The following is a 24,425-nucleotide window of genomic DNA, read 5'->3' as shown; positions in this document are numbered from 1 at the left end:
CGATCACGATGTCGCCCGCCTCGATGTAATAGACGTCGTCGCCCGTTCCGCCGATCAGCGTGTCGCGACCGGCTCCACCATTGAGAACGTTGTGACCATCGTTACCGATGAGGGTATCGTTCATGTTGGCGCCGCTCATGCTCAGAGGAGCCGTTCCGGCAGCGGCTCGCAATACCTCAACCTGGGTGTTGTCGCCGAGAGCAGCGCTGTACGAGGCAACGATGGTGTCGTAACCGCCGCCGCCTTCCTCGATCACGATGTCGCCCGCCTCGATGTAATAGACGTCGTCGCCCGTTCCGCCGATCAGCGTGTCGAAACCTGCCCCGCCGGCAAGAACGTCGTTGCCGCCTGCACCCGTCAGGCGGTCATTGCCGCCAGCGCCGGCCAGAACGTCATTGAAGGCCGTTCCGATATACTGGTCATTCTGGCTCGTGCCCGGCAGGTTCACGCCGCCACTGCGCGGATCGAAGATCTGAGCGTGAACGGCATATTCACCAGAAACGAGATCTCCTTCGCTCCAGGTGAGGGCAATGCGCCCGTCGCCGAGGGCGCTGAGTCCGGAGCTGGGCACAAGGGCATATCCATCGGTTCCAGCCACCGATGTCTCCGAAACAAATGCACCGGAAGCGGCAAAAGTCGCGATCCGAATGGCTTCCGTCCCAGCGAAGCCCCAATATGAGATCGCAAACCCGCCGTCATTGAGGGCGACGACCTGAGGTTTTTCCTGCTGAGTGCTGCCCGAGCGGTCGACGACGATCTCGCCGCCGATTTTATTGCCGTTGGGATCGAAGACCTGAGCCTTGATACTGGGATAGCTCGACGAACTCGCCTTGCTTTCCCAAACGACAACGAAGTTTCCACCAACGAGGGTTGTCGCAGACGCCCATTTCTCCGATCCGGAAGCCGATGAGACGAGGAAATCATTACCGGTTTCACGCGTACCGTCGGCATTGAAAATGTGCCCACGGATCGTGTCGTCAGCATCCTCCGTACGACTTTCATCATGATAGAGGACGGCATATCGGCCGTCTTTCAGCGCGATCGTTACCGGCTTCGATTGCGAACCCGGAGTGACGCCGTTGGCAATCGGATCTTCACCAGTTCCCAAAGCATGCCCGAGATCGTTAAACACGCGGGTACGTATGCCGGCGCCGTCACCATCTCCCGTTGCTCCTGCTTCAACGCTGGCAAAGTCCGTATAGGAAACGGCAAAACCGCCGTTCGCGAGCGCGGCGATGGACACTTCCGCCTGAGCGCCGGCAAGCCTGGAATTGATGTGAAAATCACCCCCGACCTTGTTACCCGCCGATGTGAAGACTTGGCCGCGAACACCCACGAGGGTATCCCCGTCAAGGCCGCTCTCATCCTGCCATGCCACAACGAAATTGCCGTTGTTGAGGAGTGTGACGGAAGGGGAGAACTTGTTGCCGTCATCGGTCGCAAGCACGATCTCCGTCGTGGGCTTCCTGACTGTGCCGTCCGCATTATAGATCTGCATCCACAGGCTGTTTGCGGAACTCGACCCTTCACCGGACCAGAGGACGACGAATGAGCCATCACCGGCCATTGATATAATGGGGTTCTTCGGTAACCCATCTGAACCGAGAATGGGCTCGATCCGAGAACCCCAGCTTGGCAATGTCGTCATACTACGCCCCTATAGGATTATTTGCGTTGTCCAGCTGTGGCTCTTGCTCTTCAGCCGGTGAGAATCAAGGAATGAGTATATATGATATAGCATATATATACTTCGTTAAATTGTACTTTGAGGTCGCAGCCAAACTGACTTGTGCCACAGTTCAAAGGATTGTGAGGTCGACCGTCTCGAAGCCCAGCTTCTCCAGCCGCTGCGACAGCACGCGCCGGTGGCAATTGACAGGGTCGCGCTCGAAGCACAGGAGGCAGATGGGCCGGGACGCGGCGAGCGCCTCCAGATCGCGGAACGCCGCTTGCGCCTCGTCGGTGGCAAGCACCTCATCGCAATAGATGCGGCGCATGAGTTCACCGTCCCCTGCCCTTGCGGCCTGACGGCCCTCCTTCGGCGTTCCCAGCTTGATGAAATGCTCGTAACCGATGTCCTGGTTTGCCAAGGCATCGCGCAGAGCGGACTTGGAAAATCCGCGCTTGCGGGAAAGCGCAACCGCCCGCACATCGGCGAGAGTCGCCACGCCTGCATCCTTCAGGGTGGTGAGGAAGCGGTCCACATCCGCTCCCTCATAGCCGATCGTGAAGACCTGCGGCTTCGCCATGCGCTACAGGCCCGGCATGGGCCGCTGGGGAAGCTCAGGCTGCGTATAGGGACGCAGCGCATCGGGGATGCGGAAGTCCTGTGGAACCTCGAAGTCGCTCGCCGCACCGTGCGATTCCTCGATACCGCGCGGATAGCCTGTGCGATCCGAATAATCCTGCATCGGCGGTAGTGGATGCGGGCTTTCGCGGCTCAAGGTCTGCGCGCAATAGACATCGAGCGCCGTTACACCGGCGACCGCCGCCATGGCGATGCCCACATTGCCTCTCTTCGGATTGTTACCCTCGAGCGCTGTGGCGAGCGTTGCGAGATCGAGGCCGTCACCAGCCACGCGTCCCCAGATCCAAGGCATGGGATCCTTGGAGGCAAGGATGCCGATGCCGGTCGCGATCTCGCGAACGCCGTAGCCTGCAATAAGCCCTTCTTGGCCCTTCATGCCGAGCGCACGAGCTAATGTGCGTGGCGCCACCACTTGGGCGATGCCAAGAACGATGGAGAAGAGGCCGAGGCCGCGCGCCAGAGTATCTGTTGCGGTATCGGCGTGACCGCGTCGGCGTGTTCTTTCCGTTTCATAGCGCATGGTGACACCTCTTATGGCTTGAGCACGACCTTGATGCAGCCGTCCTGCTTGTCGCGGAAAATCTTGTACATGTCGGGCCCTTCTTCGAGGCCGACCGTGTGAGTGATCACGAAAGATGGGTCGATCTGTCCTTCTTCGATGCGCCGCAGGAGATCGTCCGTCCAGCGGTTCACATGGGTCTGTCCGGTACGGATCGTCAGGCCCTTGTTCATGATGGCGCCGAACGGGATCTTGTCGATAAGTCCGCCATAGACGCCGGGAACGGAGAGCACGCCCGCCGGGCGGCATACATAAGCCATTTCGCGCAGCACATGCGGACGATCAGTTTCCATCATCGTCGCCTGCTTCACGCGATCATACATCGCATCGATCGTGCCAGCCGCATGCGCTTCCATGCCGACCGCATCGATGCACTTCTCAGGGCCCTTGCCGTTGGTGAGCTCGTTCAGCCGCTCGATGACGCTTTCCTCATCGAAATTGATGGTGATCGCGCCGCCTGCTTCCGCCATGGCAAGACGCTCGGGAACGCGGTCGATCACGACGACCTGCTTCGCGCCGAGCAGGATCGCGCTGCGGATCGTCATCTGGCCGACGGGGCCTGCGCCCCAGATCGCCACGGTATCGTCCAGCTGGATATCGCATTGCACGGCGGCCTGCCAGCCGGTCGGGAAGATGTCGCTCAAGAAGAGCAGCTTCTCATCCGGAATGCCATCCGGCACCTTGATATGCGTGGTATCCGCAAAGGGAACGCGCAGATACTCGGCCTGCCCGCCCGGATAGCCGCCGGTGAGATGCGTGTAGCCGAAGAGGCCGGCCGTCGCGTGTCCGAAGGCCTTCGCGGCGATATGACCGTTGCGGTTGGTGCGTTCGCAGACCGAGAAGTTGCCACGCTTGCATTGATCGCACTCGCCGCAGATGATGGTGAAGGGGATCACCACGCGGTCGCCCACCTTCAGCTTGCCCTTCGTCTGCGCGCCGACCTCGACCACCTCGCCCATGGTCTCGTGGCCCATGACGTCGCCGCTCTTCATGCCGGGCATGAAATGGTCGTAGAGGTGAAGATCGGAGCCGCAGATGGCGCAGCTCGTCACCTTGATGATCGCGTCACGCGGATGCTCGATCTGTGGATCGGGAACGGAGTCGCAGCGGATATCAGTGGTGCCGTGCCAAACAAGCGCCTTCATCGAAATCTCCTTACAGCATCTCGGGAAACGGCCAAGCTGCGAGGCTTGCCCGTCTTGCCATTTGAATACTTCTCGGAGAGCGATGCGTTCCCTTGCGACCGGAAATTTCCAGTCACCGACTCATAAGAGTCAATGTTTTAGACGTGCTCGGGCAGCCTACGGATTAGGTCCGCGAGCGCCGGTTCAAGTACCTGATGAGCGGCCTCCTCGACCTCGAACCACTGCGCCTCGCGCTGCCCCTTCTCCCGCCAGGACTTGAGCTGCTTGGAGACTTCCAGCGGATAGACGTTCACACGGCACAGGTCGAAATGCGAGGCTCGGCGCTTCCAGTAATCGTAGTAGCCCAGAGGCTCCTGCTTGATCTCGCCTTTGACTCCGGCCTCCTCCTCCGCCTCCTGGGCCGCCGCCTTGTGAGGCTTCTTGCCCTTCATTGGCCAGCCCTTGGGAATTAGCCACCGCCTCGTCTCGCGGGACGTGACGAGCAGCACCTCAATCCGACCTTCCTTGATGCGGAAGGGGAGCGCTGCGACCTGACTGAGTTCTTCTTTGGGGATGCGGGGCATTCGACGAGAGTAGGATACCAAGTGGGATAATTTGTAACGTAATTGATTTGAGCCGGCTAATAAAGGATCAATTCATCGGCGGTTGAAGGTATCACCCTTCTTCAACAACCAGATGACTATCCGTAATGTCACGTTTGAGAATGAAGCCTGATAACAAACCGGCCCGACTTTTGATCCCTGGGGAGCGCCAAGACGCTATGACGACCAACGATCTGGATGTGAGATTTGCCGCGGCCTGCGCCATCGCGCGCGAGGCGGGTGTGCTGGCGCGCAAGCGCTTCCTGGAGCGCCCACGCTCGCAGCGCCCTGATTTCAAGGGACATCAGGACTTCCTGACGGCCACCGACGCGGAAGTGGAAGAGCTGATCCGCAGCCGCCTGAACGCTCTCTTTCCGGCCGATTCCTTCTTCGGGGAGGAAGGCGGCGGATCCTTCGAGCGTGATGTCTGGGTGGTGGATCCCATCGACGGTACCGCGAATTTCGCCCGTGGCATCCCGCATTTCGCGATCTCCATCGCCTTCGTGCGCGACAACCGGGTAGAGATCGGCGTGATCTACAACGTCATGCATGCCGAGCTCTATACGGCCCAGCGCGGACGCGGGGCCGTCCTTAACGGAGAGCCGATCCGCGTGAGCGGCGTTGCCGACATGCGCCAGGCGACGGTGGAGGCCGGCTGGTCGTCCCGCCTGCCGCCGGAGCCTTACATCGCCGCCGTGGAGAAACTGAAGAAGAGCGGCTGCAACGTGCGCCGCGCGGGATCGGGCACGCTCGGCCTCGCCTATGTGGCCGACGGGCGCATCGATGGCTATTGCGAGCTTCACATCAATTCTTGGGATGCTCTGGCAGGACTCCTCATCATCGAGGAAGCCGGTGGCTGGACCAACAACTTCCTCGCTAAGGACGGCTTGCGCAGCGGCAACCCCGTTCTCGGCTGCACGCCCGAGCTTGCGGAGGCGATCATGGCCGCGACGGGGATCTCCAAGGAGCCGTAGCAGCTACATTATTCACAAATTCACGACTATCGGCGGCAAGGCTCTTGACCGAAAGCTTCATTGAGGAGAGCTTAGCCGACCAACAAAAATGATAACAATCATCTACCGGGAGGATACTGATGAAACTGAAGAAGAATCTCGTTGCGGCCACCATGCTGGCAGGCTCCATGACGGCTCTTTCGCTCCTGTCCGCAGGCGCGGCGCAGGCGCAGGGCGCGCTTGTCATGTATTGCGGCGTGCAGGAAGAATGGTGCCGCGCCATGGTCAACGCCTTCGAGCGTGAATCCGGCATCAAGGTCTCCATGACCCGCAAGAGCGCCGGYGAAGTCTTCGCGCAGGTGAAGGCGGAATCCGCCAATCCGCGCGCCGACATCTGGTGGGGCGGCACGGGCGACCCGCACATGCAGGCGGCCGAGGAAGGCCTGACCGTCGAATACAAGTCGCCGAAGATGAGCGAGCTTCAGGATTGGGCCGTGCGCCAGTGGGAGCAGTCCAAGCAGCGCACCGTCGGCATCTATTCCGGCGCCCTGGGCTTTGGCTACAACACGGACCTCGCCAAGACGAACGGCGTCGGCGAGCCGAAATGCTGGGCTGATCTTCTAAAGGCCGAGCTGAAGGACGAAGTGCAGGTTGCGGATCCCAACTCCTCCGGCACGGCTTATACGCTGCTCGCCACCATCGTCCAGATCATGGGCGAGGATAAGGGCTTCGAGTACCTGAAGGCCTTGCACAAGAACGTGAACCAGTACACCAAGTCGGGCGCGGCTCCGGCAAAGGCAATGGCGCTGGGCGAGACCACCGCCGGCATCGCCTTCATGCATGACATCGTCACGATGGTCGTAGACAAGGCGCCGATCAAGGTCGTCGCTCCCTGCGAGGGCACGGGCTATGAGATCGGCTCCATGTCGATCATCAAGGGCGCGAAGAACATGGACAACGCCAAGAAGTTCTACGACTGGGCGCTGACCGCCGATGCGCAGAAGATCGGCGCGGAAGCCAAGTCCTATCAGGTGCCATCCAACAAGAGCACGCCGATCCCGCCGCAGGCTCCCAAGCTCACCGACATCAAGCTCATCAACTTCGATTTCGCGAAGTACGGCTCCTCGGAAGAGCGCAAGCGCCTCCTGTCCAAGTGGGACAACGAGGTGAAGAACCTGCCGAAATAGTCGGCCTGACAGCAGCCCGGCGGAGCGACGATGCGCTCCGCCGGAAGCCATTCTTCATTTTATAAATGCCAAAGCCGGGCTCGCATGAGGCCCCGCTTTTAGTCTTTACGCGAGAACAGACATGTCACGGGCAACCCTTGGCTGGATCGTTCTGGGCTGGGTCGGTTTCGCCCTCCTGCCCTGGTACGGATTCGACCGCGCCGCCGCTCCCACCTTCAGCGACTATTTCGTTGGCGGCTCCGCTCTCCTGCACGGCATGCGGGGAGCCTGGTGGCTTCTGCCGATCGTGCTGCCCCTGCTCATGAGCCTGCGCCCGGTCGTGCTGCCTTCGTCTTCCGCGAACAGCAGATGGCTTGTCGCATCGGGTGTTCTCGGTCTCGCGCTGATCGTCCTCCAAGGCTTCACCATCGGCCTCAACGGCTGGACGGTGGACATCCTCAAAGCTGTTTCAGGCGGTCCCGGACCAAGCCAGGCCGGCATGGGCTACGGCGCGGCGCTCACGGCGTCTGCTTTCCTCATCATTCTCTGCCACGGCCTTGCGGCGCGCGGCTGGTGCCGGGGCGATTCCTTCGTCACGTCGTCCATCGGCATCGTCATCGCGCTCATCATCGTCTTCGTCTTCTTCCCCGTTTCCACGATCCTCGCCAGCGCCTTCACCGATAATGACGGCAGCCTCGCACCGCTCGTCTTCCTGACGAAGTTCATGGACAAGTCGATCTGGGGTCTCGATTGCCTGACAAGTGACCTGCGCTGCGGCGTGGCTTGGAACACCCTGTTCCTCGGCCTGCTGGTTGCCTTCGGCACCACGGCGCTCGGCCTCGCCTTCGCACTCATCGCAACGCGCACCGCCTTCCGCTACAAGAAGCTCCTGCGCATCATGAGCGTACTGCCCATCATCACGCCGCCTTTCGTCATCGGCCTTGCACTGATCCTGCTCTTTGGACGTTCCGGCGCTCTCTCCGCCGTGATGTTCGAATGGTTCGGCATTCCGCGCACGCGCTGGATCTACGGTCTTCCCGGCGTGTTAATTGCGCAACTCCTCGCGTTTACGCCCATCGCCTTCCTCGTGCTTATCGGCGTGGTGCAGGGCATCAGCCCGACGCTCGAGGAAGCCTCGCAGACGCTGCGCGCCAAGAGCTGGACGACCTTCTGGACCGTGACGCTGCCGCTCATGCGTCCGGGCTTGGCAAATGCCTTCCTCCTCGGCTTCGTGGAAAGCCTAGCTGATTTCGGCAACCCGCTCGTGCTCGGCGGCAATTATGAGGTTCTCTCCACCAAGATCTTCTTCGCCGTGGTCGGTGCGCAGCAGGATCAGGGGCGAGCGGCCGTTTTGTCCATCGTGCTGCTCGGCTTCACCCTCGGCGCGTTCTGGCTCCAGCATGCCTGGCTCGGCAAGAAGGTCTACACTACCGTGACCGGCAAGGGTGATGCGGGCATTCCACTTCCCCTGCCCCGCCGCGTAGCACTGGCTTCGTACTTCACCGCAATCCCGTGGGCTCTGTTCACGGTTGCCGTGTACGCGATCATCGTCGTCGGCGCCTTCGTGCGCTCCATGGGCCGCGACTACACGCCGACCCTCGAGCACTTCCTCACCGCCTTCCGCGTCGAGCGCGCCGATTGGGGCCTCTACTTCTCCGGCTCCGCGTGGAACTCGTTCTTCGCAACGGTGAAGGTCGCGGCTCTCTCCGCGCCGCTGACCGCCGCCATCGGCCTGCTGACGGCTTACCTCCTCACCCGTCAGCGCTTCTCCGGTCAGCGCTCGTTCGAGTTCGGCACGCTGCTCAGCTTCGCCATTCCCGGCACGGTCGTCGGCGTGTCCTACATCCTCGCCTTCAACGTGCCGCCGATCGAGATTACCGGCACGGGCTTCGTGCTAGTCATGTGCTTCGTGTTCCGCAACATGCCGGTCGGCGTTCGCTCCGGCATCGCCACCTTGAGCCAGATCGACAAGAGCCTGGACGAGGCCTCCCTGACGCTGGGCGCGCGCTCGGCCACCACCATGCGCCGCATTGTGCTGCCGCTCCTGCGCCCCGCCATCGTCGCATCGCTGGTTTATTCCTTCGTGCGTGCGATGACCGCAGTCAGCGCTGTGATCTTCCTGGTGACCGCCGAATACAACATGGCCACCACCTACATCGTCGGCCGCGTCGAGGCCGGTGAATTCGGCCTCGCCATCGCCTATTCCACCGTGCTCATCGTTGTTATGCTGGTTGCCATCACGGCGATCCAGCTGGCCGTCGGCGAGCGGCGTCTCGGACGCCGCTCCGCAAGCACCTCCGCCACTCCCGTTGCCGTTCAAGCGATTCCATGAACCAGATGTCATCCTTAAGCACCCTGTCTCGTACCCAGACCTCCAAGAAGCAGGCGGCCTCGGTCGAATTCCGCAACGTGACGAAGCGCTACGGCAACGTGACGGCCGTGGACGATGTGTCCTTCACCATCGATCCCGGCCAGCTCGTGACCCTGCTCGGCCCCTCGGGCTGCGGCAAGACCACGACCCTGCGCATGATCGCCGGGCTTGAGATGGCGAGCGAAGGCCAGATCCTCATCGGCGGCAAGGATGTGACGAACCTCTCCGCCGCCGACCGCGACGTCAGCATGGTGTTCCAGTCCTACGCGCTCTTCCCGCACATGTCGGTTCTGGAGAACGTGGCGTACGGCCCGTCCGTGCAGGGAGCGTCGAAGAAGGACGCCAACGAGATGGCGATGGAGAAGCTTTCTCTCATCGGCCTCAAAGGTCTCGAGAAGCGCGCACCATCGGAACTCTCCGGCGGCCAGCAGCAGCGCGTGGCCGTGGCGCGCGCGCTCGTGCTGGAGCCGCAGGTGCTGCTCTTCGACGAGCCCTTGTCCAACCTCGACGCCAAGCTGCGCCGCCGCGTGCGCGAGGATATCCGCGAATTGCAGCAGAGCCTCAACCTGACGGTGGCCTATGTCACGCACGATCAGGAGGAAGCGCTCGCCGTGTCCGACCGCATCATCGTGATGTCGAATGCCCGCATCGCGCAGACCGGCACGCCCCGCGAGCTTTACGAGCAGCCGGCAGACTTGTTCGTCGCCGACTTCATCGGCGATGCCAACATCATCTCCGGCGAGATCGTGGATGTGGCAGGCGCCGATGCCCATGTGCGCATCGGCTCTACGACCCTGCAGCTTCCTCACCGCAACACGAGCCGTGGCCCCGTGAAACTCGCGGTCCGTCCGGATGCGATCCTGATCGACGAAGCCCCCGCGCCCGGCGCGATTTCCGGCGAGGTGAAGAAAGCCTCCTATCTCGGCACGCAAGTGGAGTACGAGGTGGAAACCTCCATCGGCCATCTGTTCGTCGTGCAATATGCACGCCCGGAGCCGTTGGCCGTCGGCTCGCCCGTCTCGATCTCCTTCGCAACAAAGCGGGGCGTGGCGATCATTCCGAATGCATGAGGCTTAGAGCATTTTTCGGCGAAGTGGCTCCGGTTCGCCGTCAAAAAATGCGGCCCAAAGAAGAAGACAGCTGATTCCACGTAAGAGGAAACAGCTCTAGACCGCGCCCTCGTCCGGAATGTTGAGGGTAGTGCCGCAGGCCTTGCAATGGACCGCGTCCCTGTCATGCCGCTGGAGCCCGCAGACTGGACAGGGATAGCGCACCTTGTTGGGCATGAGCAGGATCTGCACGAGGCGCAGGAAAAGCGTCACGCCGAAGATCATGATGATGACCGAGATCAGGTGCCCCAACGTACCGGTCAGCGTGATGTCGCCGAAACCGGTAGTGGTGAGCGCGGCGATGGTGAAATACAGCGCGTCGATATAGTTGCCGATATGGCTGTTCGTCCAACGCTGCGTCTCGTAGACGAAGCCTGTCATGATGAAGATGAACACGCCGAGATTGACGGAAGCGATGATCAGTTCCTCGTTACGCCGGAAGAACGTGCTGTCCTTCCGTAATCGCGCCAGCAGCTGATAGGTATGCAGAAGCCGCATGGTGCGCAGAATGCGCAGGAAGCCGATGCCCTCGCCGACGACGGGCGCCAGGAAGGACACGATGGCGGCGAGATCCGCAATCGTCATCGGGTGCACCAAGTCCTTCCACGGCGTCCGGCTGATGCTCAGGCGCGCCACGAAATCTGCCAGAACGGCAAGGCCGATTATCACGTCGGCCCATTCCATGAAGGGCGAGCGTGGCAGGAAGGATGTGACGACGATGAACAGGATCGTCACCACGTCGAAGACAAGCAGCCCATAGCGGAAATTGTGGGCCTCCACCGTATCGCCTTCGTAAAGCTCCCGGATTTTTCTGATGATTCCTGGTCGGGATGCCGCATCAGCTTGGCGGGGGGAGGCTCGATCCATGGGCGGGAACATGCTTTCTCTGGTGGTTGACCCCTACATTATCTATAAGGCAGACCTGCATTTCCAACTGGGTGCCTTTCCGGGTGAAGCGGCGTATCACCCGGGCCAACCCTGACTTTCTGAGAGACGGATCGATGCTCAAGGCTCTGATTTTCGACATGGACGGCACTCTGGTGCACAGCGACCCGATTCATCTGCAAGCTTTCGCCGAGGTTCTGGCGCCGCAGGGCGTGGCCATCACCGACGAGGTCTACCGCTCCACGATCATCGGCCGCACCAATCCGTCGATCTTCGCCTCCCTCCTGCCGCATCTAGGGGTCGACGAGCACGAAGCCTACGCGGACGAGAAGGAAGCAGCCTTCCGCCGCCTCGCGCTCGATCTGGAGCCCTTGGGTGGCCTGATCGAGTTGCTCGATTGGGCCAAGGCGCAGGGCATCAAGATAGCRCTGGTCACCAACGCGCCGCGCCTGAATGCCGACCACATGCTGGACGTGCTGGGACTGCATGAGCACTTCCCGGTCCAGATCACCATCGATCAGGTGGAACGGGGCAAGCCTGATCCCCTGCCCTACCTGACCGCTCTTGAGCGCCTCGGCGTGCGCGCCGACGAAGCAATCGCCTTCGAGGATTCGCCCTCGGGCATGAAGGCCGCCAAGGGCGCCGGGATCTATTCCTTCGGCGTGCTGACCGGCCTCAGCGCCGAGGAAATGCGGGCCGTCGGCGCGGACGCCACGCTCACCGATTTTCACGATGCCGAATTGTGGAACCTTCTGAAGCAGAAAAGCGCCGCCTGAGTTGCATCGGGGCCGGGGATCATTGACACCCCGCCCGGTGCCGGCGACTCTCGCAGGATGCAGCCGCCCACCCCTCAGTTCCGCACACGCGCATCCCTGCGCAGCGACCTGGAGCGTCTTGGGATCCGTCCCGGCGACATGGTGATGGTGCATGCCGCCATGCGCCGTGTCGGCCCCTTGCTCAACGGCCCGGATGCGCTTATCGGCGCGCTCCTCGATGCCATAGGTCCAACCGGGACCCTGATGGCCTATGTGGATTGGGACGCCCGTTACGACGAGTTGCTCGACGAAGAGGGGCGCGTGCCTGCTGAATGGCGCGACCACATTCCGCCCTTCGATGCTGCCTCGTCCCGCGCCATACGGGACAATGGAGCGCTCGCCGAGTTCATCCGCACAACGCCCGGAGCCCGGCGCAGCGGCAATCCGGGAGCCTCGGTAGCTGCACTCGGCGCGAGGTCAGATTGGCTGACCGAGGATCACCCACTCGATTACGGCTATGGGGAAGGCTCGCCCTTCGCCAAGCTGATTGAGGCAGGCGGCAAGGTGCTGATGGTCGGCGCTCCGCTCGACACGATGACCCTGCTTCATCATGCCGAACACCTGGCCCGGATCCCGAACAAACGGATCCGCCGCTATGAGGTGCCCTTCGCCACATCATACGGCGTGCAATGGCGCATGGGGGAGGAATACGATACGTCCAATCCCATCGTGCCGGGCCTTGCCGACGACTACTTCGCTGCCATCGTGAGCGAATTCCTGGCGAACGGCAAGGGAAAGCAAGGGCTTATCGGCTCCGCTCCATCGGTTCTGGTCGATGCGGCGGCCATCTGCGCCTTTGCTGTCGATTGGCTGGAGCGGAATGCAGGCCCCTAGGCCGCGTCGGGTCGGCTCTGCGGCGAAGCGGTATCCTCGCCCGGCTCATCAAAACGCCGCCGCGCTTCGAGAATTTCATCCCGGTTTTCGATTGCCCAGGCACCGAGACCCCGAACAGTCTTAAGCAGGGAGCAACCCAGACCTGTGAGCTGGTACTCCACCTTTGGCGGAATTGTGGGATAGACGGTGCGGGTGACGAGGCCGTCGCGCTCCAAGCCGCGCAGGGTCAGGGTCAGCATACGCTGCGAAATGCCGCTGACGATGCGGCGTAACTCGTTGAATCTCTTGGGACCTTCGCCTAGCTGGACGACAACCTGAACGCTCCACTTGTCGCCGACACGAGAGAGGATCTCCGTGACCGTGTGGCAGTTGGAGGGCACATGAATGTGACTGGGTGACATAAAAGTGCCTCCTTGCGCTTTCCCGAGGAAGTTACTTAATGAGCCTCGGTTACAAAAGGGAACTTAACGACTGTTCCCTGCCTTTGCAAATTCAGGAGACACGATGGCTCTCAAGCTTCACACGATCGTTGCCAGCACCCGTCCGGGCCGAATCGGCCCCAGCATCGCCACATGGTTCAACGACTTCGCGGCCGAGCACGGCAAGTTCGACCCGGTGCTCGTGGACCTCGCCGATTTCAACCTGCCGATTTTCAACGAGCCTGAGCATCCCCGCCTGCGCAATTACCACTACGCCCACACCAAGGCCTGGAGCGAGAGCGTGGCCGAGGCCGATGCCTTCGTGTTCGTGACGCCCGAGTACAATTTCGGCCCGCCGCCCTCGCTGCTCAATGCGCTGAATTATCTCGTGTCCGAGTGGCAGTACACGCCCGCCGGCTTCGTGAGCTATGGCGGTATCTCAGGCGGCCTGCGCGCCGTACAGCTGACGAAGCAGATCCTCACCACCTTCAAGGTGATGCCGATCACGGAAGGCGTGCCGATGCCAATGGTGTTCCAGAACCTCGAAAACGGAAAGTTGAAGCCCGCCGAGATCTACAAGACCTCGGCCACCGCGATGCTCGACGAACTCCACGTCTGGGCTGAGGCGCTGAAGGGCGTTCGCTCCAAGCACAAGGCTTCGCTGGAGCGCAAAGCAGAGGCTGCCTGATAGCCGCGCCTTCAAATTCAAAAGGCATCGCTGCGAACAACAGCGATGCCTTTTCTTTTTGTCAGGAGACTTGGCGGATCAAACCCGTCCGGCCAGCGCGTCCTCGAAGAGCTTGCGGGCGCTCTCCTTGGTGATCGGCACCGGGTTGCCGCCGGCGGTGGGATCGTTGGGCGCCATCTCCGACATTTCGTCGAAGCGCGCGCTGTTGACATTCAAGCCTTCGAGCGTGTGCGGCACGCCGAGATCCTTGCGGATTTGCAGCACCCAATCGAGGAACGCCTGGAACGACGGTTCGAGGCCGATATAGGCGGAGAGACGTTCGATCCGTTCCTCGATGGCCTTGCGGTTATAGACGAGTACGTATGGCATGAAGACGGCGTTGGTCAGGCCGTGATGCGTATCGTAGAGCGCGCCGGTCGGATGCGAGAGCGCGTGGATTGCCCCTAAGCCCTTCTGGAACGCGGTAGCGCCCATGGCGGCGGCCGACATCAGTTGCGCGCGGGCTTCGATGTCCTTGCCGTCTTTATAAGCGCGCGGCAGGTATTCCTTCACGAGGCGAATACCTTCCACCGCGATGCCGTCGGCCATCGGGTGATAACCCGGCGCGCAATAGGCTTCGATGCAGTGAGCCAGTGCATCGAGGCCCGTGCCCGCCGTGATGTGAGGCGGCATGCCGACCGTCAGCTCGGGATCGCAGATCACGATCTTCGGCATCATGAGCGGATGGAAGATCACCTTCTTGGTGTGCGTGGCTTCCTGCGTGATGACGCCCGCGCGGCCGACTTCGGAGCCGGTGCCTGCGGTGGTCGGCACGGCGATGATCGACTGAATGCCCTTGGGATCCGCGCGGGTCCACCAATCGCCGATATCCTCGAAGTCCCACATGGGGCGCGTCTGCCCCGCCATGAAGGCGATGACCTTGCCGGCATCGAGCGCGGAACCGCCGCCGAAGGCGACGACGCCGTCGTGCTTGCCAGCCTTCAAGGCTTCGAGACCCTTGTAGACGTTGGTCTCCACCGGGTTCGGCTTGATCTCGGAGAAGATCGCGGCCTTCAGGCCCGCAGCATTGAGCTGGTCGAGCGCTGCCTTCGTCATCGGTTGCGTGGCGAGGAACGGATCGGTGACGATCAGAGGTGCGGACATGCCGACCGACTTGCAAGCCTCGGCGAGTTCCGAAATGCGGCCTGCGCCGAAGCGGATTGCGGTGGGATAATTCCAGTTGGAGCGGGGAGACGTGGTCATGATGCTTTCAATCAGATCTGACGGAGGTGGTAGGATTTCGGACGGGTGAGCGACTCGTAAGCGAGACGCGACAAGCTCGCGCCGCGACCCGTATCCTTCACGCCGGTCCAGGCCAGCGCGGGATCGAGATAGTCGCAGCGGTTCATGAACACCGTGCCGGTCTCCAGCTTCTCGCCGATGGATTCCGCCGCATCGACGTCGGAGGTCCAGATGGCGGCGGAGAGGCCATAGGGAGAGTCGTTCATGAGGCGGATCGCCTCCTCGTCGCCCTTCACCTTCATGATGCCGACGGTCGGGCCGAAGCTCTCATCCCGCATGACGCTCATGGAGTGATCGACACCTGTGAGAACCTGCGGCGCGAGATAGGCGGTGTTGCCCACATCGGCTGCGAACTTCCTGGCGTCGATATGCGCCTTCGCGCCCTTCGCCACCGCTTCCGCGTTCTGTTGGCGCACCAGATCGGCGAAGCGCTTGTGCGCCATCGGACCGAGCGTCGTCGCCTCTTCCAGCGGATTGCCGAGCACGTAGGTGTTCACGAGATTGACCGCGCCTTCGACGAAGCGGTCGTAGTGCTTCTCGTGCACATAGATGCGCTCGATGCCGCAGCAGCACTGGCCGGAATTGAAGAACGCGCCATCGACGAGGTTCTCGATGGCGTGGTCGATATTCGCGTCCTCACGCACATAGGCCGGGTCCTTGCCGCCGAGCTCGAGACCCAGTGACGTGAAGCTGCCCGCCGCCGCGCGCTCGATGGAGCGCCCGCCGGTGACGGAGCCGGTAAAGTTGCAGTGATCGACAAGACCGCCGCCCAAAATGCGGCTCGTCTGGTCGTGGCTGAGATGCATGTTCTGGAACAGGCCCTTCGGAATGCCCGCGCGGTCCATCGCCATCTGGAAGCGCTCTCCCGCAAGCACCGTCTGCGAGGCGTGCTTCAGCAGCACCGCATTGCCCGCCATGAGCGCGGGCACGATGGTGTTGATGGCGGTAAGGTAGGGATAGTTCCAGGGCGCGATGACGAGCACGAGGCCCACCGGCTCGCGCTTGATCATGCGGCGAAAACCGGCCTTTTCCTCATCGGCGGGGATCGGCTGCAGGCTCTTTTCCGCAATGCCGATCATGTAGCGGGCGCGCTCTTCCACGCCGCGAAACTCGCCGCCATAGCGCACCGGGCGGCCCATCTGCTGGGCGATCTCGGGCACGACTTCCTGGTTCATGGCGAGCAGAGCATCGAGGAAAGCCGAGACCTTGGCGGCGCGCTCGGAGAGCGGCACGTTGCGCCACGCCTTTTGCGCCTCGCGCGCCGATGTGATGGCCGCATTGATGGCGGCTTCGGACATGATCGGGCGGCGGACGAGCTCGCGTCCGTCGACTGGGGAAATGCAGACGATATCGGTATCAGCCATGATAATGTTCGAAGGACTATGATCAGCTTGGACCATAGTCCTCTCCTCTCGTTTAAGTTCGCGAAGTCTCTTAAATGATCTCGAAGTAGCGCGCGAGCTGCCAATCGGTGATGGCCTTGCGGGATTCCCGCTCCTCCCATTCGCGCGTTGCCGTGTAATGCTCGACGAAGGTGTCGCCGAAGAGCTGGCGCGCGGGCTGCGAGGCCTTCAGCCGCGCAGCGGCCTCGCCCAGCGAGCGCGGCAGGGCCCGCTCCTTGGGATGCTCGACCGCATAGGCATTGCCCTGGATCGGCTCGCCCGGATCGACCCGGTTCTCGATACCCCAGAGGCCGGAGCCGATGGCGGCGGCGAGCGCAATATACGGGTTGATGTCGGCAGCAGCCACACGGTACTCCACGCGCTGCGACTTCTCGGAGCCTGGGATGACGCGAAGCGCCGTGGTGCGGTTTTCCACGCCCCAGGCTGCATCGGTCGGCGCCCAGAAGCCGGGAATCAGGCGCGTGTAGCTGTTCACCGTGCAGGCGACCATGGCCAGGATCTCGGGCATCAGCTGCTGCTGGCCGCCCACGAACCACCGCATGGTCTCCGACATGTTGTGCTTGGCGTTTGCGTCGTAAAATGCGCCCTTGCCGGTATTGATGTCGCGCAGCGAGGTGTGGAGGTGGCCCGACTGGCCGGGCCAGTCGTTCGACCACTTGGCCATGAAGGTTGCCATCCAGCCGCGCTTCTGCGCCAGGATCTTGGTGTAGGTCTTGAAGAGCGCCGCCTTGTCGGCGGCCTTCAACGCGTCGTCGACGCGGATCGCCGCTTCGAGCACGCCCGGTCCGGTTTCCGTGTGCAGTCCTTCGATCTCGAAATCCATCTTGTTCGCGAGATCGAGAAGCTCGTGGTAGAAATCCGCGTGCACGCCGGAACGCAAAACGGAATAGCCGAAATAGCCCGGCGTGATGTTCTTGAGGTTTTTGTAGCTCTTCTCGCGCACGGAATGCGGCGTTTCCTCGAACACGAAGAACTCGAACTCGGCGGCGGCGGATACGGCAAAGCCCATGTCCTCCGCCTTCTTCAACACCCGGCGCAGCACGCCGCGCGGGCAGGCATCCTCTGCATACCCTTCGAACTCGGCCAGGAAGAACGGCAGGTCGTTCTCGAACGGAACGAGCCGCATGGATTCGGGGATGATGCGCGCGGTCGCATCGGGATAGGCGGTGTGCCAGCCCGTGAGCTTGGTGTTGTCGTAGAGCTGATCGTTGGAGTCCCAGCCCAGCACCACGTCGCAGAATCCGAAACCCTTTTCGAGGGCGGATTCGAACTTGTCGCGGGCCATGTACTTGCCGCGCATGATGCCGTCCACGTCCGTGACGCCGATCTTCACGAAAGGAAGATCGCGGCTGCGCACATACTCGGCGGCATCGGCGGCATTCTTGATCTTGGGAGCTGTCATGCTCGAAACCCCAAACGAGAAAACGGGATCGGGAGCGCGCATGATACGCGCTCCCGCAAGTTTGTCAGTGCGTCTTGTATTCCGACTCGCCCTTGGACACGGCGAACTCCTCCTCCGGAGAGAGGATGAGCTTGTGGCGGCCGTGGACCAGGAAGTAGGCCATCATGATCGCGTAATAGATCGYGACGCCGATGACCGCCGTCTGGAACACGGGGTCCGTGAGCTGGAAATAGAGCGTGACGGCTGCAATCACCATGCAGATAGCCGCGCCCGCGATGCCGAACGGGCTCTTGTAGGGCCGGGGCAGATACGCGAACTTCGTCTTGAGCACGATGTAGGACATGCCCTGCATGAAGTAGGCGAGCATGGCACCCGCCACCGCCATGTTGAGCAGCGTCGCGCCGATGATGGAGTTGCTCGCCTCCGCGCCGACGGAGAACCAGATCACCATCATGACCGCGAGGCCCATCACCGCGCCTGCCACCAGGGCCACGTGCGGCGACTTGCGCGTGCCGTGCGTGACGGACAGGAAGGCCGGGAAATAGCCCGCCCGCGAGAGCGAGTAGATCTGCCGTCCGAAGGCGAAGATGATGGTGTGGAACGAGGCGATCAGGCCGATCACCGCAAGCGTCGCCAGAACCTTGGCGGCGCCTGAGCCAAAGAGCGTCCTGAAGCCGTCGAGCAGCGGTTCGGCGGATTTGCCGATGCCGAAGGAGCCGGGCGCGATGCCGGTGTTCAGGAAGATCACGAGGAAGGCCGACACGATCAGCGTCAGGATGCCCGCGATGATGCCCTTCGGCATGTCGCGCTTCGGATCGTGCGATTCCTCGGCTGCCAGCGGCAATTGCTCGATGGCGAGGAAGAGCCAGACCGCGAAGGGCAGCGTCTTGAAGATGCCGGCAACGCCCATGGGCAGGAACTCGCCGCCGCCGTTCGGCAGCTCGGACCCGTCCGCCGCAATGTTCAACGCCCAGCGCGAGAAGTCGAACTGGCCGGAGAAGATCACCGAGGCATAGAAGGCCGCGAGAATGGCGAGCGCCAGCACGGTCACTGTCACCGTCACCCGGAAGGAGAGCTCGACACCGATGATGTTGAGGCCCACGAACAGGATGTAGGACGCGATCCAGTAGAGCGGCTGATATTGCGTGCCGGTTTCGAAAATGGCCGACAGGTAGGAGTCGATGAAGAAGGCGATCACCGCAGGCGTGAGAACGAACTCGATGTTCTCCGCGATGCCCGTGATGTAGCCCGCCCACGGACCCATGGAGGTTCGCGCGAACGAATAGGCGCCGCCCGTATGCGGCAGAGCGGGCGACATCTCGGCCAGCGAGAAGGTGAGGCCCAGATACATGATGGCGATGATGATCGCGGCGAAGAACATGGAGCCGAAGCCGTTCGCGACGCCGAAGTTCCAGCCCGAGTAATGGCCGGAAATCACCGCGCCGACGCCGAGCGCCCAGAGCGACCAGACACGGGCATGGCGCTTGAGGCGCCGCGCTTCGAAATAGCTTTCATCCACTGCGGTGTAAGTGATACCGGCGCTCTGCGCCCCGGCGGGTGGGGCTTGAACCCCGGAACTTCCTTGTCCGACTGACATCGACTCTTCCTCCAAGAATAGTCTGCCTCGGGCATCGGACCCAAAAGTGGACACCACTTTTGGGATCAATCCAATGCCCATTTCCTCAGTAGCGCATCGTTCGGATCGGAAAACCGGATCCACTTTTCCGCACGATGCGATAGCCACGGCACACCCCGCGCCATGACGGTCATCACAACGTCTCCGCGCCCTCCCTCAAAAGCGGCGCGAGACGGGTAGCCCACGACACCTGTCCGTCTTCTGTGCGGATCAGGTCGTTGCGGATCTCAATCATCAGCGGAGCAAGGCCACGCCGTTCGGCATGGCGCTCGAGGGTGTGAAACACCCGGTCCGCCGGTGAATAGGGTTCATTCATGCCGACGTTCAGCGAAGGGTCCTTGCTCAGACCGGCTTCGGCGAAGCGCGCCAGGCGCTCGTCCTCGTTGAAGATGAGGCCGATCTGCCAGGGGCGCGGCACATCGCGATAAACGGGTGTGAAGGAATGGACGGAGACGACGGCCGCGAGCTGCCCGGCGGCTTTGCGCGCATCGGCAACGTCGTCCACCGCATCGTGGAAGGCCTCATAGACCTCGCGCACGCGGAACGCCCGCTCCTCGGAGGAGAGGTTGAGGTTGCCCGGAATGGAGGTGTGCTCGCTCAGCGTCCAGATCGAATCCGGCGCCGACGGCTCGCGGTTCAGATCGAGCACAAGGCGCGACACGCTGGCATGAACTAGCGGGGCGTCGAGCAGCCGGGACAGGGCTTGTGCTACGCCGAGCGCACCGGGATCCCAGGCGATGTGGCTTTCGAGCTGATTCGCATCGAGCCCCAAGGTGCCGTAGCGGTTGGGCAGATGGTTGGAGGCATGTTCGCAGATGAGCAGGATCGGGGAACGCCCGGTCGGGTTCTCCACAATGGCAATAGGCTCCGCCGCCCCTGAGGCGGCATCAAGACCGGCAGCCATCCGACTCGCATGCGTCATGCGGTCCTCCGTTGTCCTGCCTTGAGGCAGGTGAAGCCCCGTTTGAACGCTTGATACGTTTCTTGATCTTTTTCTTATTCTGAAATTTCTGATACAGGATTCCCAAGGCGTCAAGACCGGGGAGTGAAACAATCCAACATGAACAATCCCAGCGCCACCCGTGTCGGTGATCCTCCGAGCCTCGCCGAGCGCATCCGCCAGGAGATGGAAACCTTTACGCCAAGCGAAAAACGGGCTGCGCATCTGCTCCTGAGCCACTATCCCTTCGCGGGCCTCGACACCGTGGCGGAATTTGCGTCGCGGGCCGGGATTTCAGCGCCTTCGGCCCTTCGCTTCGTCACGAGGCTGGGATTCGGCGGCTTCCCGGACTTCCAGAGGCACCTGCGCGAGGAGCTTGAGGCGCAGCTTCTGTCGCCGCTTGCCAAGGCGGGCCCCAGCGACAAGACACAGGGAGATTCTCCCCTCGCCTCCTTCGCGGATGCGGTGATCGGCAATCTCAATGCAACTGTGGAGAACATTGCGCCCGCCGAGTTCGAGGCCGTCGTCGCCCTCTTGAGCGACCCGCGCCGATCCATCCATTTCACGGGCGGGCGGTTTACCGGAGCCCTGGCGCGCTATGCGGAGAGCCATCTGCGGATCGTGCGCAGTCAGGTGGATTCCATCGAGGGCCAGCCGGCCCTCTGGCGCGACCGGGTGATCGAGATCGGCAAGAAGGATGTGATCGTCGCCTTCGATATCCGCCGCTATCAGGAGGATGTCACGGCCCTGTGCGAAACGGCAGCTAAGCAGGGCGCAACCGTGGTTCTGCTCACCGATCCCTGGCTGTCCCCCATCGCCCGCGTCGCGCGCCATGTGCTGCCAGCGCATATCGTGGTGCCGTCGAACTGGGATTCATCCGCCAGCCTGCTGCTTCTCACCGAAGCCCTCATTGCGGCCGTCACCAAGCGCCTATGGGACACGGCCAAACCGCGAATGGAGGCGGTGGAGCGGCTGCGGAACGGGACTCCTTAAGCCTTTCCCCGCTGCAGCCAAGCCACCATGAACGGCAGCGCGAAGGCGATGCCGAGGAAGCGGACGAGGTGGTGGATACCCACGTAGAGCGGATCGAGGCCGAGGACGAGGGCGAGAACGGTCATGGCCTCGAGCCCCCCGGGTGCGAAGGCGACGAGGCCGTTGGCGAAGCTCACTCCGGCAACCCAGGCGGCCACGGCCGCGAAGGCTGAGGCGACGGTCATGCCGGTGGCGAAGGATCCGATGGAGGCGATGAAGGCCTTCTTCAGGGCCGAGCGCTGGATGTGGCGGAATCTTCCCGCTATGAACAGGCCGATCAGCACGAGACCGCAGGTGGCGATGGCAGGCGGCATGACGCCGTCGATGGAGCCCGTCCCATGCCCCAATGCGCTCACGATGGTCGCGCCTAGGAGCAGGGGTGCCGCCACGTTCAGTTTCTTGAGTACCGCTCCCACAACGAGACCAAGGAGGAGCATGAGGCCGATGCTGGCGGGGCCTGCAATCGGCAACCCGACGCCCACGAGCATGCTCCCGGCGCCGCCCTCCCCCGTCAGCACCACCAGGGCGGGAAGCAGCACGACCAGGAAAAGCAGGCGAACATTCTGGACGATGGCGACGGAAGGGACATCCGCCTTCCGGTCCGCCGCGACGGCCATTACCGTCGAGAGTGCGCCTGGCGCGGAAGCGAGAACGGCATCGGCTTTCCGCCAGCCCGAGATGCGCATGAGCCAGAGCGAGGACGCGCCCGAAATCGCGACGACACCGATCACCAGCAGGATCAGGCTTCCGGGATAGCGCCCGATGGCGGCGATAGCCTCGGGCGTCACCGCCGCGCCCATGGCGCTTCCCGAGATCAGCATAGCGATGTCCACCAGCGCGCGCGGCATGGACACCGCCCACGGGGTCAGCCCCCAGAGGATGCCCGTGATGGCAGCGCCCGACAGCCATGCTGCCGGAAGCCCGAGCGAATGGAAGGCCAAGCCGCCGAGGCCTGCCACGAGGATCTGGGTGAAGTGAGCGAGTATGAGGCGCATGACGAGGAAGTTTCAATGAACGCCATCGGCGCTTCGGTCAAATGCGGATGGTGCGCATTGGCCATGCGAGGAAGGTCTGCCTACGCTTTGGCGAATGTTTCCTCATCGAAGAAGCTACCCGACCAGCCGGGGCAGCGCCTCGCTGATGCGGCGCACGGCCTCCTCCAGGTCCTCCTGCTTGCGCAGGTAGCACAGGCGCAAGTATCCCTCGCCCGCGTCGCCGAAGGCCGAACCGGGGGCGAGGCCCACATTGGCTTCGTCGATGAGCCTGAAGGCGATGTCCTTGGAACTGGTCGCGCCCTTGATCTTGAGGAACGCGTAGAACGCGCCGGTTGGGAGCGGCAATTCCACGAGGCCCGTCTCGGTGAGGCACGCGACAATCTGACGGCCGAGCTTGGCGCGGGCGATCTGGTCGGCGATGAAGGCCTCGCCCTGCTCCATGGCGGCCACGCCGCCGCGCTGGACGAAGACGGGCGTTCCGGAGGTCTGGTATTGAACGAGATTCTCGATCACCTGCCCCATCGCCGGCGGAGCCTCCAGCCAGCCGAGCCGCCAGCCGGTCATGGCCCAGTTCTTGGAGAAGGTCTGCACGAAGAGCACCTTGTCCTCCGGCTCCATCACATCACGGAAGGACGGTGTGCGTCCGTCGATATCGAAGGCGGGATCGTGCACGAAGCGGCTATAGATCTCGTCGGCAACGATCCAAAGGCCATGGCGACGGGCCATGCGCAGGACAAGGCGAAGATCCTCGTGGCTCGCGGTCCAGCCGGTGGGGTTGGAGGGCGAATTGATGACGATGGCGCGGGTGCGCGGCGTGATCGATTGTTCGAGCCGCTCGAAATCCAGATGCCAGCCCTTCGCGTCGATATTCATAGGCACGCTGACGGGCCGCGCGCCGGAAATGGTGATCGCACCCGCGAAGTTCGGCCATGCGGGCGTGGGAACGAGCACCTCGTCGCCGGTGCCCGAAATCATACGGAAGATGATCTGCATCGCGGGCATGCCGCCCGAGGTCACGAAAAAGCGCTCGGGATCGAACGGCTTGCGATAGACCCGCTCATGATAGTTAGCGATGGCTTGGCGCAGCTCCGGGATGCCGCGCTGATAGGTGTAGAAGGTTTCGCCCTCGCTCAAGGAGCGCGCTGCCGCATCACGGATGAAGGAGGGCGTCGTCAGATCGCCCTCGCCCACCCAGAGCGGAATGATGCCGGACTTGTTGCGGCCATAGCTGAACACATCCACGATACCGCTCGTGGGCGCCTGCTCCGCCTCGGAGCGCAGATTGAGAACGGATGGAACCGGGGCGGATACGTTCATGGAGATTTCCTCGCAAGCAGAAAAACAGGCATGGCCTGTTCATCCGTGGAAGGCAAGACCCGCCAGGGCACTCATGAAAACAAGCAAAGGGACCGATCGAATCCGGTGATGGATCAGGCGGTTCGGCCGCTCTTCAGCAGGTCTCGAATTTCCGTGAGCAGCTTGACGTCGGCAGGAATTTCCGGGGGCTTGTCCGCCGTGTCGGTCTTGGCATCCTGCGCGCGGCGCAGGCGGTTCATGCCCTTGACCAGAAGGAACAGGATCCAGGCGATGATGACGAAGTTGATGGCAACGGTGATGAAGTTGCCCCATGCCAGAACCGCGCCCTGGTTCCTGGCCTCGGTGAGCCCCGTCGCGGTAACATTGCCGGAAAGGGCTGTGAAGTAGTTGGAGAAATCGAGCCCACCGGTGGCGGCACCAATAATCGGCATGAAGATGTCGCCGACGATGGAATCTACGATCCTGCCGAAGGCTGCGCCGATGATGATGCCGATGGCGAGATCGACGACGTTGCCCCGTAGGGCGAATTGCTTGAACTCGTTCCACATGACCGGACTCCTCTTGCTTGTGCGCCAAGCTTAAAAGG

Annotated in this window: 23 protein-coding genes; 8 read left to right on the top strand and 15 right to left on the bottom strand. The window is 62.3% G+C overall.

Annotated features, from left to right (window positions below; all coding sequences use genetic code 11):
• The 5 genes from ACXJKO_RS13805 to ACXJKO_RS13785 form a co-directional block, all read right to left on the bottom strand.
• On the bottom strand, positions 1–1,498 hold a 1,498-nt coding region (locus tag ACXJKO_RS13805; RefSeq protein WP_457091662.1), incomplete at its 3' end, for a calcium-binding protein.
• 301 nt (positions 1,499–1,799) lie between these two features.
• Complete coding sequence (locus ACXJKO_RS13800) at positions 1,800–2,249, bottom strand: DUF488 domain-containing protein (protein WP_457091661.1); 450 nt, start codon at positions 2,247–2,249, stop codon at positions 1,800–1,802.
• 3 nt (positions 2,250–2,252) lie between these two features.
• The gene (locus ACXJKO_RS13795) at positions 2,253–2,828 is read right to left on the bottom strand and encodes a cyclase dehydrase (protein ID WP_457091660.1); all 576 of its coding nucleotides are present in this window, start codon (positions 2,826–2,828) and stop codon (positions 2,253–2,255) included.
• A gap of 11 nt (positions 2,829–2,839) precedes the next feature.
• Positions 2,840–4,012 carry a zinc-dependent alcohol dehydrogenase gene (locus ACXJKO_RS13790; protein ID WP_457091659.1) on the bottom strand — a complete coding sequence of 391 codons (1,173 nt, stop codon included), beginning with the start codon at positions 4,010–4,012 and terminating at the stop codon, positions 2,840–2,842.
• Positions 4,013–4,149: 137 nt separating this feature from the next.
• Positions 4,150–4,575 carry an NUDIX hydrolase gene (locus ACXJKO_RS13785; RefSeq protein WP_457091658.1) on the bottom strand — a complete coding sequence of 142 codons (426 nt, stop codon included), beginning with the start codon at positions 4,573–4,575 and terminating at the stop codon, positions 4,150–4,152.
• A 197-nt stretch (positions 4,576–4,772) separates the two neighbouring features.
• On the opposite strand from ACXJKO_RS13785, the gene ACXJKO_RS13780 reads away from it, so the two are divergent.
• The 4 genes from ACXJKO_RS13780 to ACXJKO_RS13765 all read left to right on the top strand — a co-directional run bounded on the left by ACXJKO_RS13780 (position 4,773) and on the right by ACXJKO_RS13765 (position 10,153).
• Complete coding sequence (locus tag ACXJKO_RS13780) at positions 4,773–5,567, top strand: inositol monophosphatase family protein (protein ID WP_457091657.1); 795 nt, start codon at positions 4,773–4,775, stop codon at positions 5,565–5,567.
• A gap of 119 nt (positions 5,568–5,686) precedes the next feature.
• The gene (locus ACXJKO_RS13775) at positions 5,687–6,733 is read left to right on the top strand and encodes an ABC transporter substrate-binding protein (RefSeq protein WP_457091656.1); all 1,047 of its coding nucleotides are present in this window, start codon (positions 5,687–5,689) and stop codon (positions 6,731–6,733) included.
• Positions 6,734–6,854: 121 nt separating this feature from the next.
• Positions 6,855–9,044, top strand: coding sequence for an ABC transporter permease (locus ACXJKO_RS13770; RefSeq protein WP_457091655.1), 2,190 nt, complete (start codon positions 6,855–6,857; stop codon positions 9,042–9,044).
• Positions 9,045–9,049: 5 nt separating this feature from the next.
• Positions 9,050–10,153, top strand: coding sequence for an ABC transporter ATP-binding protein (locus ACXJKO_RS13765; protein WP_457091663.1), 1,104 nt, complete (start codon positions 9,050–9,052; stop codon positions 10,151–10,153).
• Positions 10,154–10,249: 96 nt separating this feature from the next.
• On the opposite strand, the gene ACXJKO_RS13760 is transcribed toward ACXJKO_RS13765, so the two are convergent.
• A complete protein-coding gene (locus tag ACXJKO_RS13760; protein WP_457091654.1) occupies positions 10,250–11,059 on the bottom strand; it encodes an ion transporter in 810 nt (269 codons plus the stop codon).
• Between the two features lie 134 nt (positions 11,060–11,193).
• Between ACXJKO_RS13760 and ACXJKO_RS13755 the strand changes: the two genes are divergently transcribed.
• On the top strand, positions 11,194–11,853 hold the full coding sequence (locus tag ACXJKO_RS13755; protein WP_457091653.1) for an HAD family hydrolase: 660 nt from the start codon (positions 11,194–11,196) through the stop codon (positions 11,851–11,853).
• A 57-nt stretch (positions 11,854–11,910) separates the two neighbouring features.
• Positions 11,911–12,726, top strand: a complete 816-nt coding sequence (gene aac(3), locus ACXJKO_RS13750) for an aminoglycoside 3-N-acetyltransferase (RefSeq protein ID WP_457091652.1) — start codon at positions 11,911–11,913, stop codon at positions 12,724–12,726.
• On the opposite strand, the gene ACXJKO_RS13745 is transcribed toward aac(3), so the two are convergent.
• Positions 12,723–13,127, bottom strand: coding sequence for a winged helix-turn-helix transcriptional regulator (locus ACXJKO_RS13745; protein ID WP_457091651.1), 405 nt, complete (start codon positions 13,125–13,127; stop codon positions 12,723–12,725). The genes aac(3) and ACXJKO_RS13745 overlap by 4 nt on opposite strands.
• A gap of 103 nt (positions 13,128–13,230) precedes the next feature.
• Between ACXJKO_RS13745 and ACXJKO_RS13740 the strand changes: the two genes are divergently transcribed.
• A complete protein-coding gene (locus ACXJKO_RS13740) occupies positions 13,231–13,833 on the top strand; it encodes an NADPH-dependent FMN reductase (RefSeq protein WP_457091650.1) in 603 nt (200 codons plus the stop codon).
• Between the two features lie 78 nt (positions 13,834–13,911).
• Here the strand turns inward: ACXJKO_RS13740 and ACXJKO_RS13735 are convergent, their stop codons facing one another.
• From ACXJKO_RS13735 to ACXJKO_RS13715, 5 genes are all read right to left on the bottom strand, one after another.
• Entirely contained in the window at positions 13,912–15,075 is a 1,164-nt protein-coding gene (locus tag ACXJKO_RS13735; RefSeq protein ID WP_457091649.1) for an iron-containing alcohol dehydrogenase, read from the bottom strand.
• An 11-nt stretch (positions 15,076–15,086) separates the two neighbouring features.
• Positions 15,087–16,478, bottom strand: a complete 1,392-nt coding sequence (locus ACXJKO_RS13730; protein ID WP_457091648.1) for an aldehyde dehydrogenase family protein — start codon at positions 16,476–16,478, stop codon at positions 15,087–15,089.
• A gap of 70 nt (positions 16,479–16,548) precedes the next feature.
• Positions 16,549–17,961, bottom strand: a complete 1,413-nt coding sequence (locus tag ACXJKO_RS13725; protein ID WP_457091647.1) for a glutamine synthetase family protein — start codon at positions 17,959–17,961, stop codon at positions 16,549–16,551.
• A 22-nt stretch (positions 17,962–17,983) separates the two neighbouring features.
• Positions 17,984–19,516, bottom strand: coding sequence for an amino acid permease (locus ACXJKO_RS13720; RefSeq protein WP_457091646.1), 1,533 nt, complete (start codon positions 19,514–19,516; stop codon positions 17,984–17,986).
• Positions 19,517–19,688: 172 nt separating this feature from the next.
• Positions 19,689–20,477: an N-formylglutamate amidohydrolase gene (locus ACXJKO_RS13715; RefSeq protein ID WP_457091645.1), complete on the bottom strand. Its 789-nt coding sequence runs from the start codon at positions 20,475–20,477 to the stop codon at positions 19,689–19,691.
• A gap of 123 nt (positions 20,478–20,600) precedes the next feature.
• On the opposite strand from ACXJKO_RS13715, the gene ACXJKO_RS13710 reads away from it, so the two are divergent.
• Positions 20,601–21,488: a MurR/RpiR family transcriptional regulator gene (locus ACXJKO_RS13710; protein ID WP_457091644.1), complete on the top strand. Its 888-nt coding sequence runs from the start codon at positions 20,601–20,603 to the stop codon at positions 21,486–21,488.
• Here the strand turns inward: ACXJKO_RS13710 and ACXJKO_RS13705 are convergent.
• The 3 genes from ACXJKO_RS13705 to mscL all read right to left on the bottom strand — a co-directional run bounded on the left by ACXJKO_RS13705 (position 21,485) and on the right by mscL (position 24,387).
• Complete coding sequence (locus tag ACXJKO_RS13705) at positions 21,485–22,522, bottom strand: AbrB family transcriptional regulator (protein ID WP_457091643.1); 1,038 nt, start codon at positions 22,520–22,522, stop codon at positions 21,485–21,487. The genes ACXJKO_RS13710 and ACXJKO_RS13705 overlap by 4 nt on opposite strands.
• Positions 22,523–22,636: 114 nt before the next feature.
• A complete protein-coding gene (locus ACXJKO_RS13700) occupies positions 22,637–23,839 on the bottom strand; it encodes a pyridoxal phosphate-dependent aminotransferase (protein ID WP_457091642.1) in 1,203 nt (400 codons plus the stop codon).
• A gap of 113 nt (positions 23,840–23,952) precedes the next feature.
• Entirely contained in the window at positions 23,953–24,387 is a 435-nt protein-coding gene (mscL, locus tag ACXJKO_RS13695; protein WP_457091641.1) for a large conductance mechanosensitive channel protein MscL, read from the bottom strand.
• Between the last annotated feature and the right edge of the window lie 38 nt (positions 24,388–24,425).

Source organism: Microvirga sp. P5_D2 (assembly GCF_054049475.1).
This window is presented reverse-complemented; position numbering and strand designations above follow the sequence as displayed.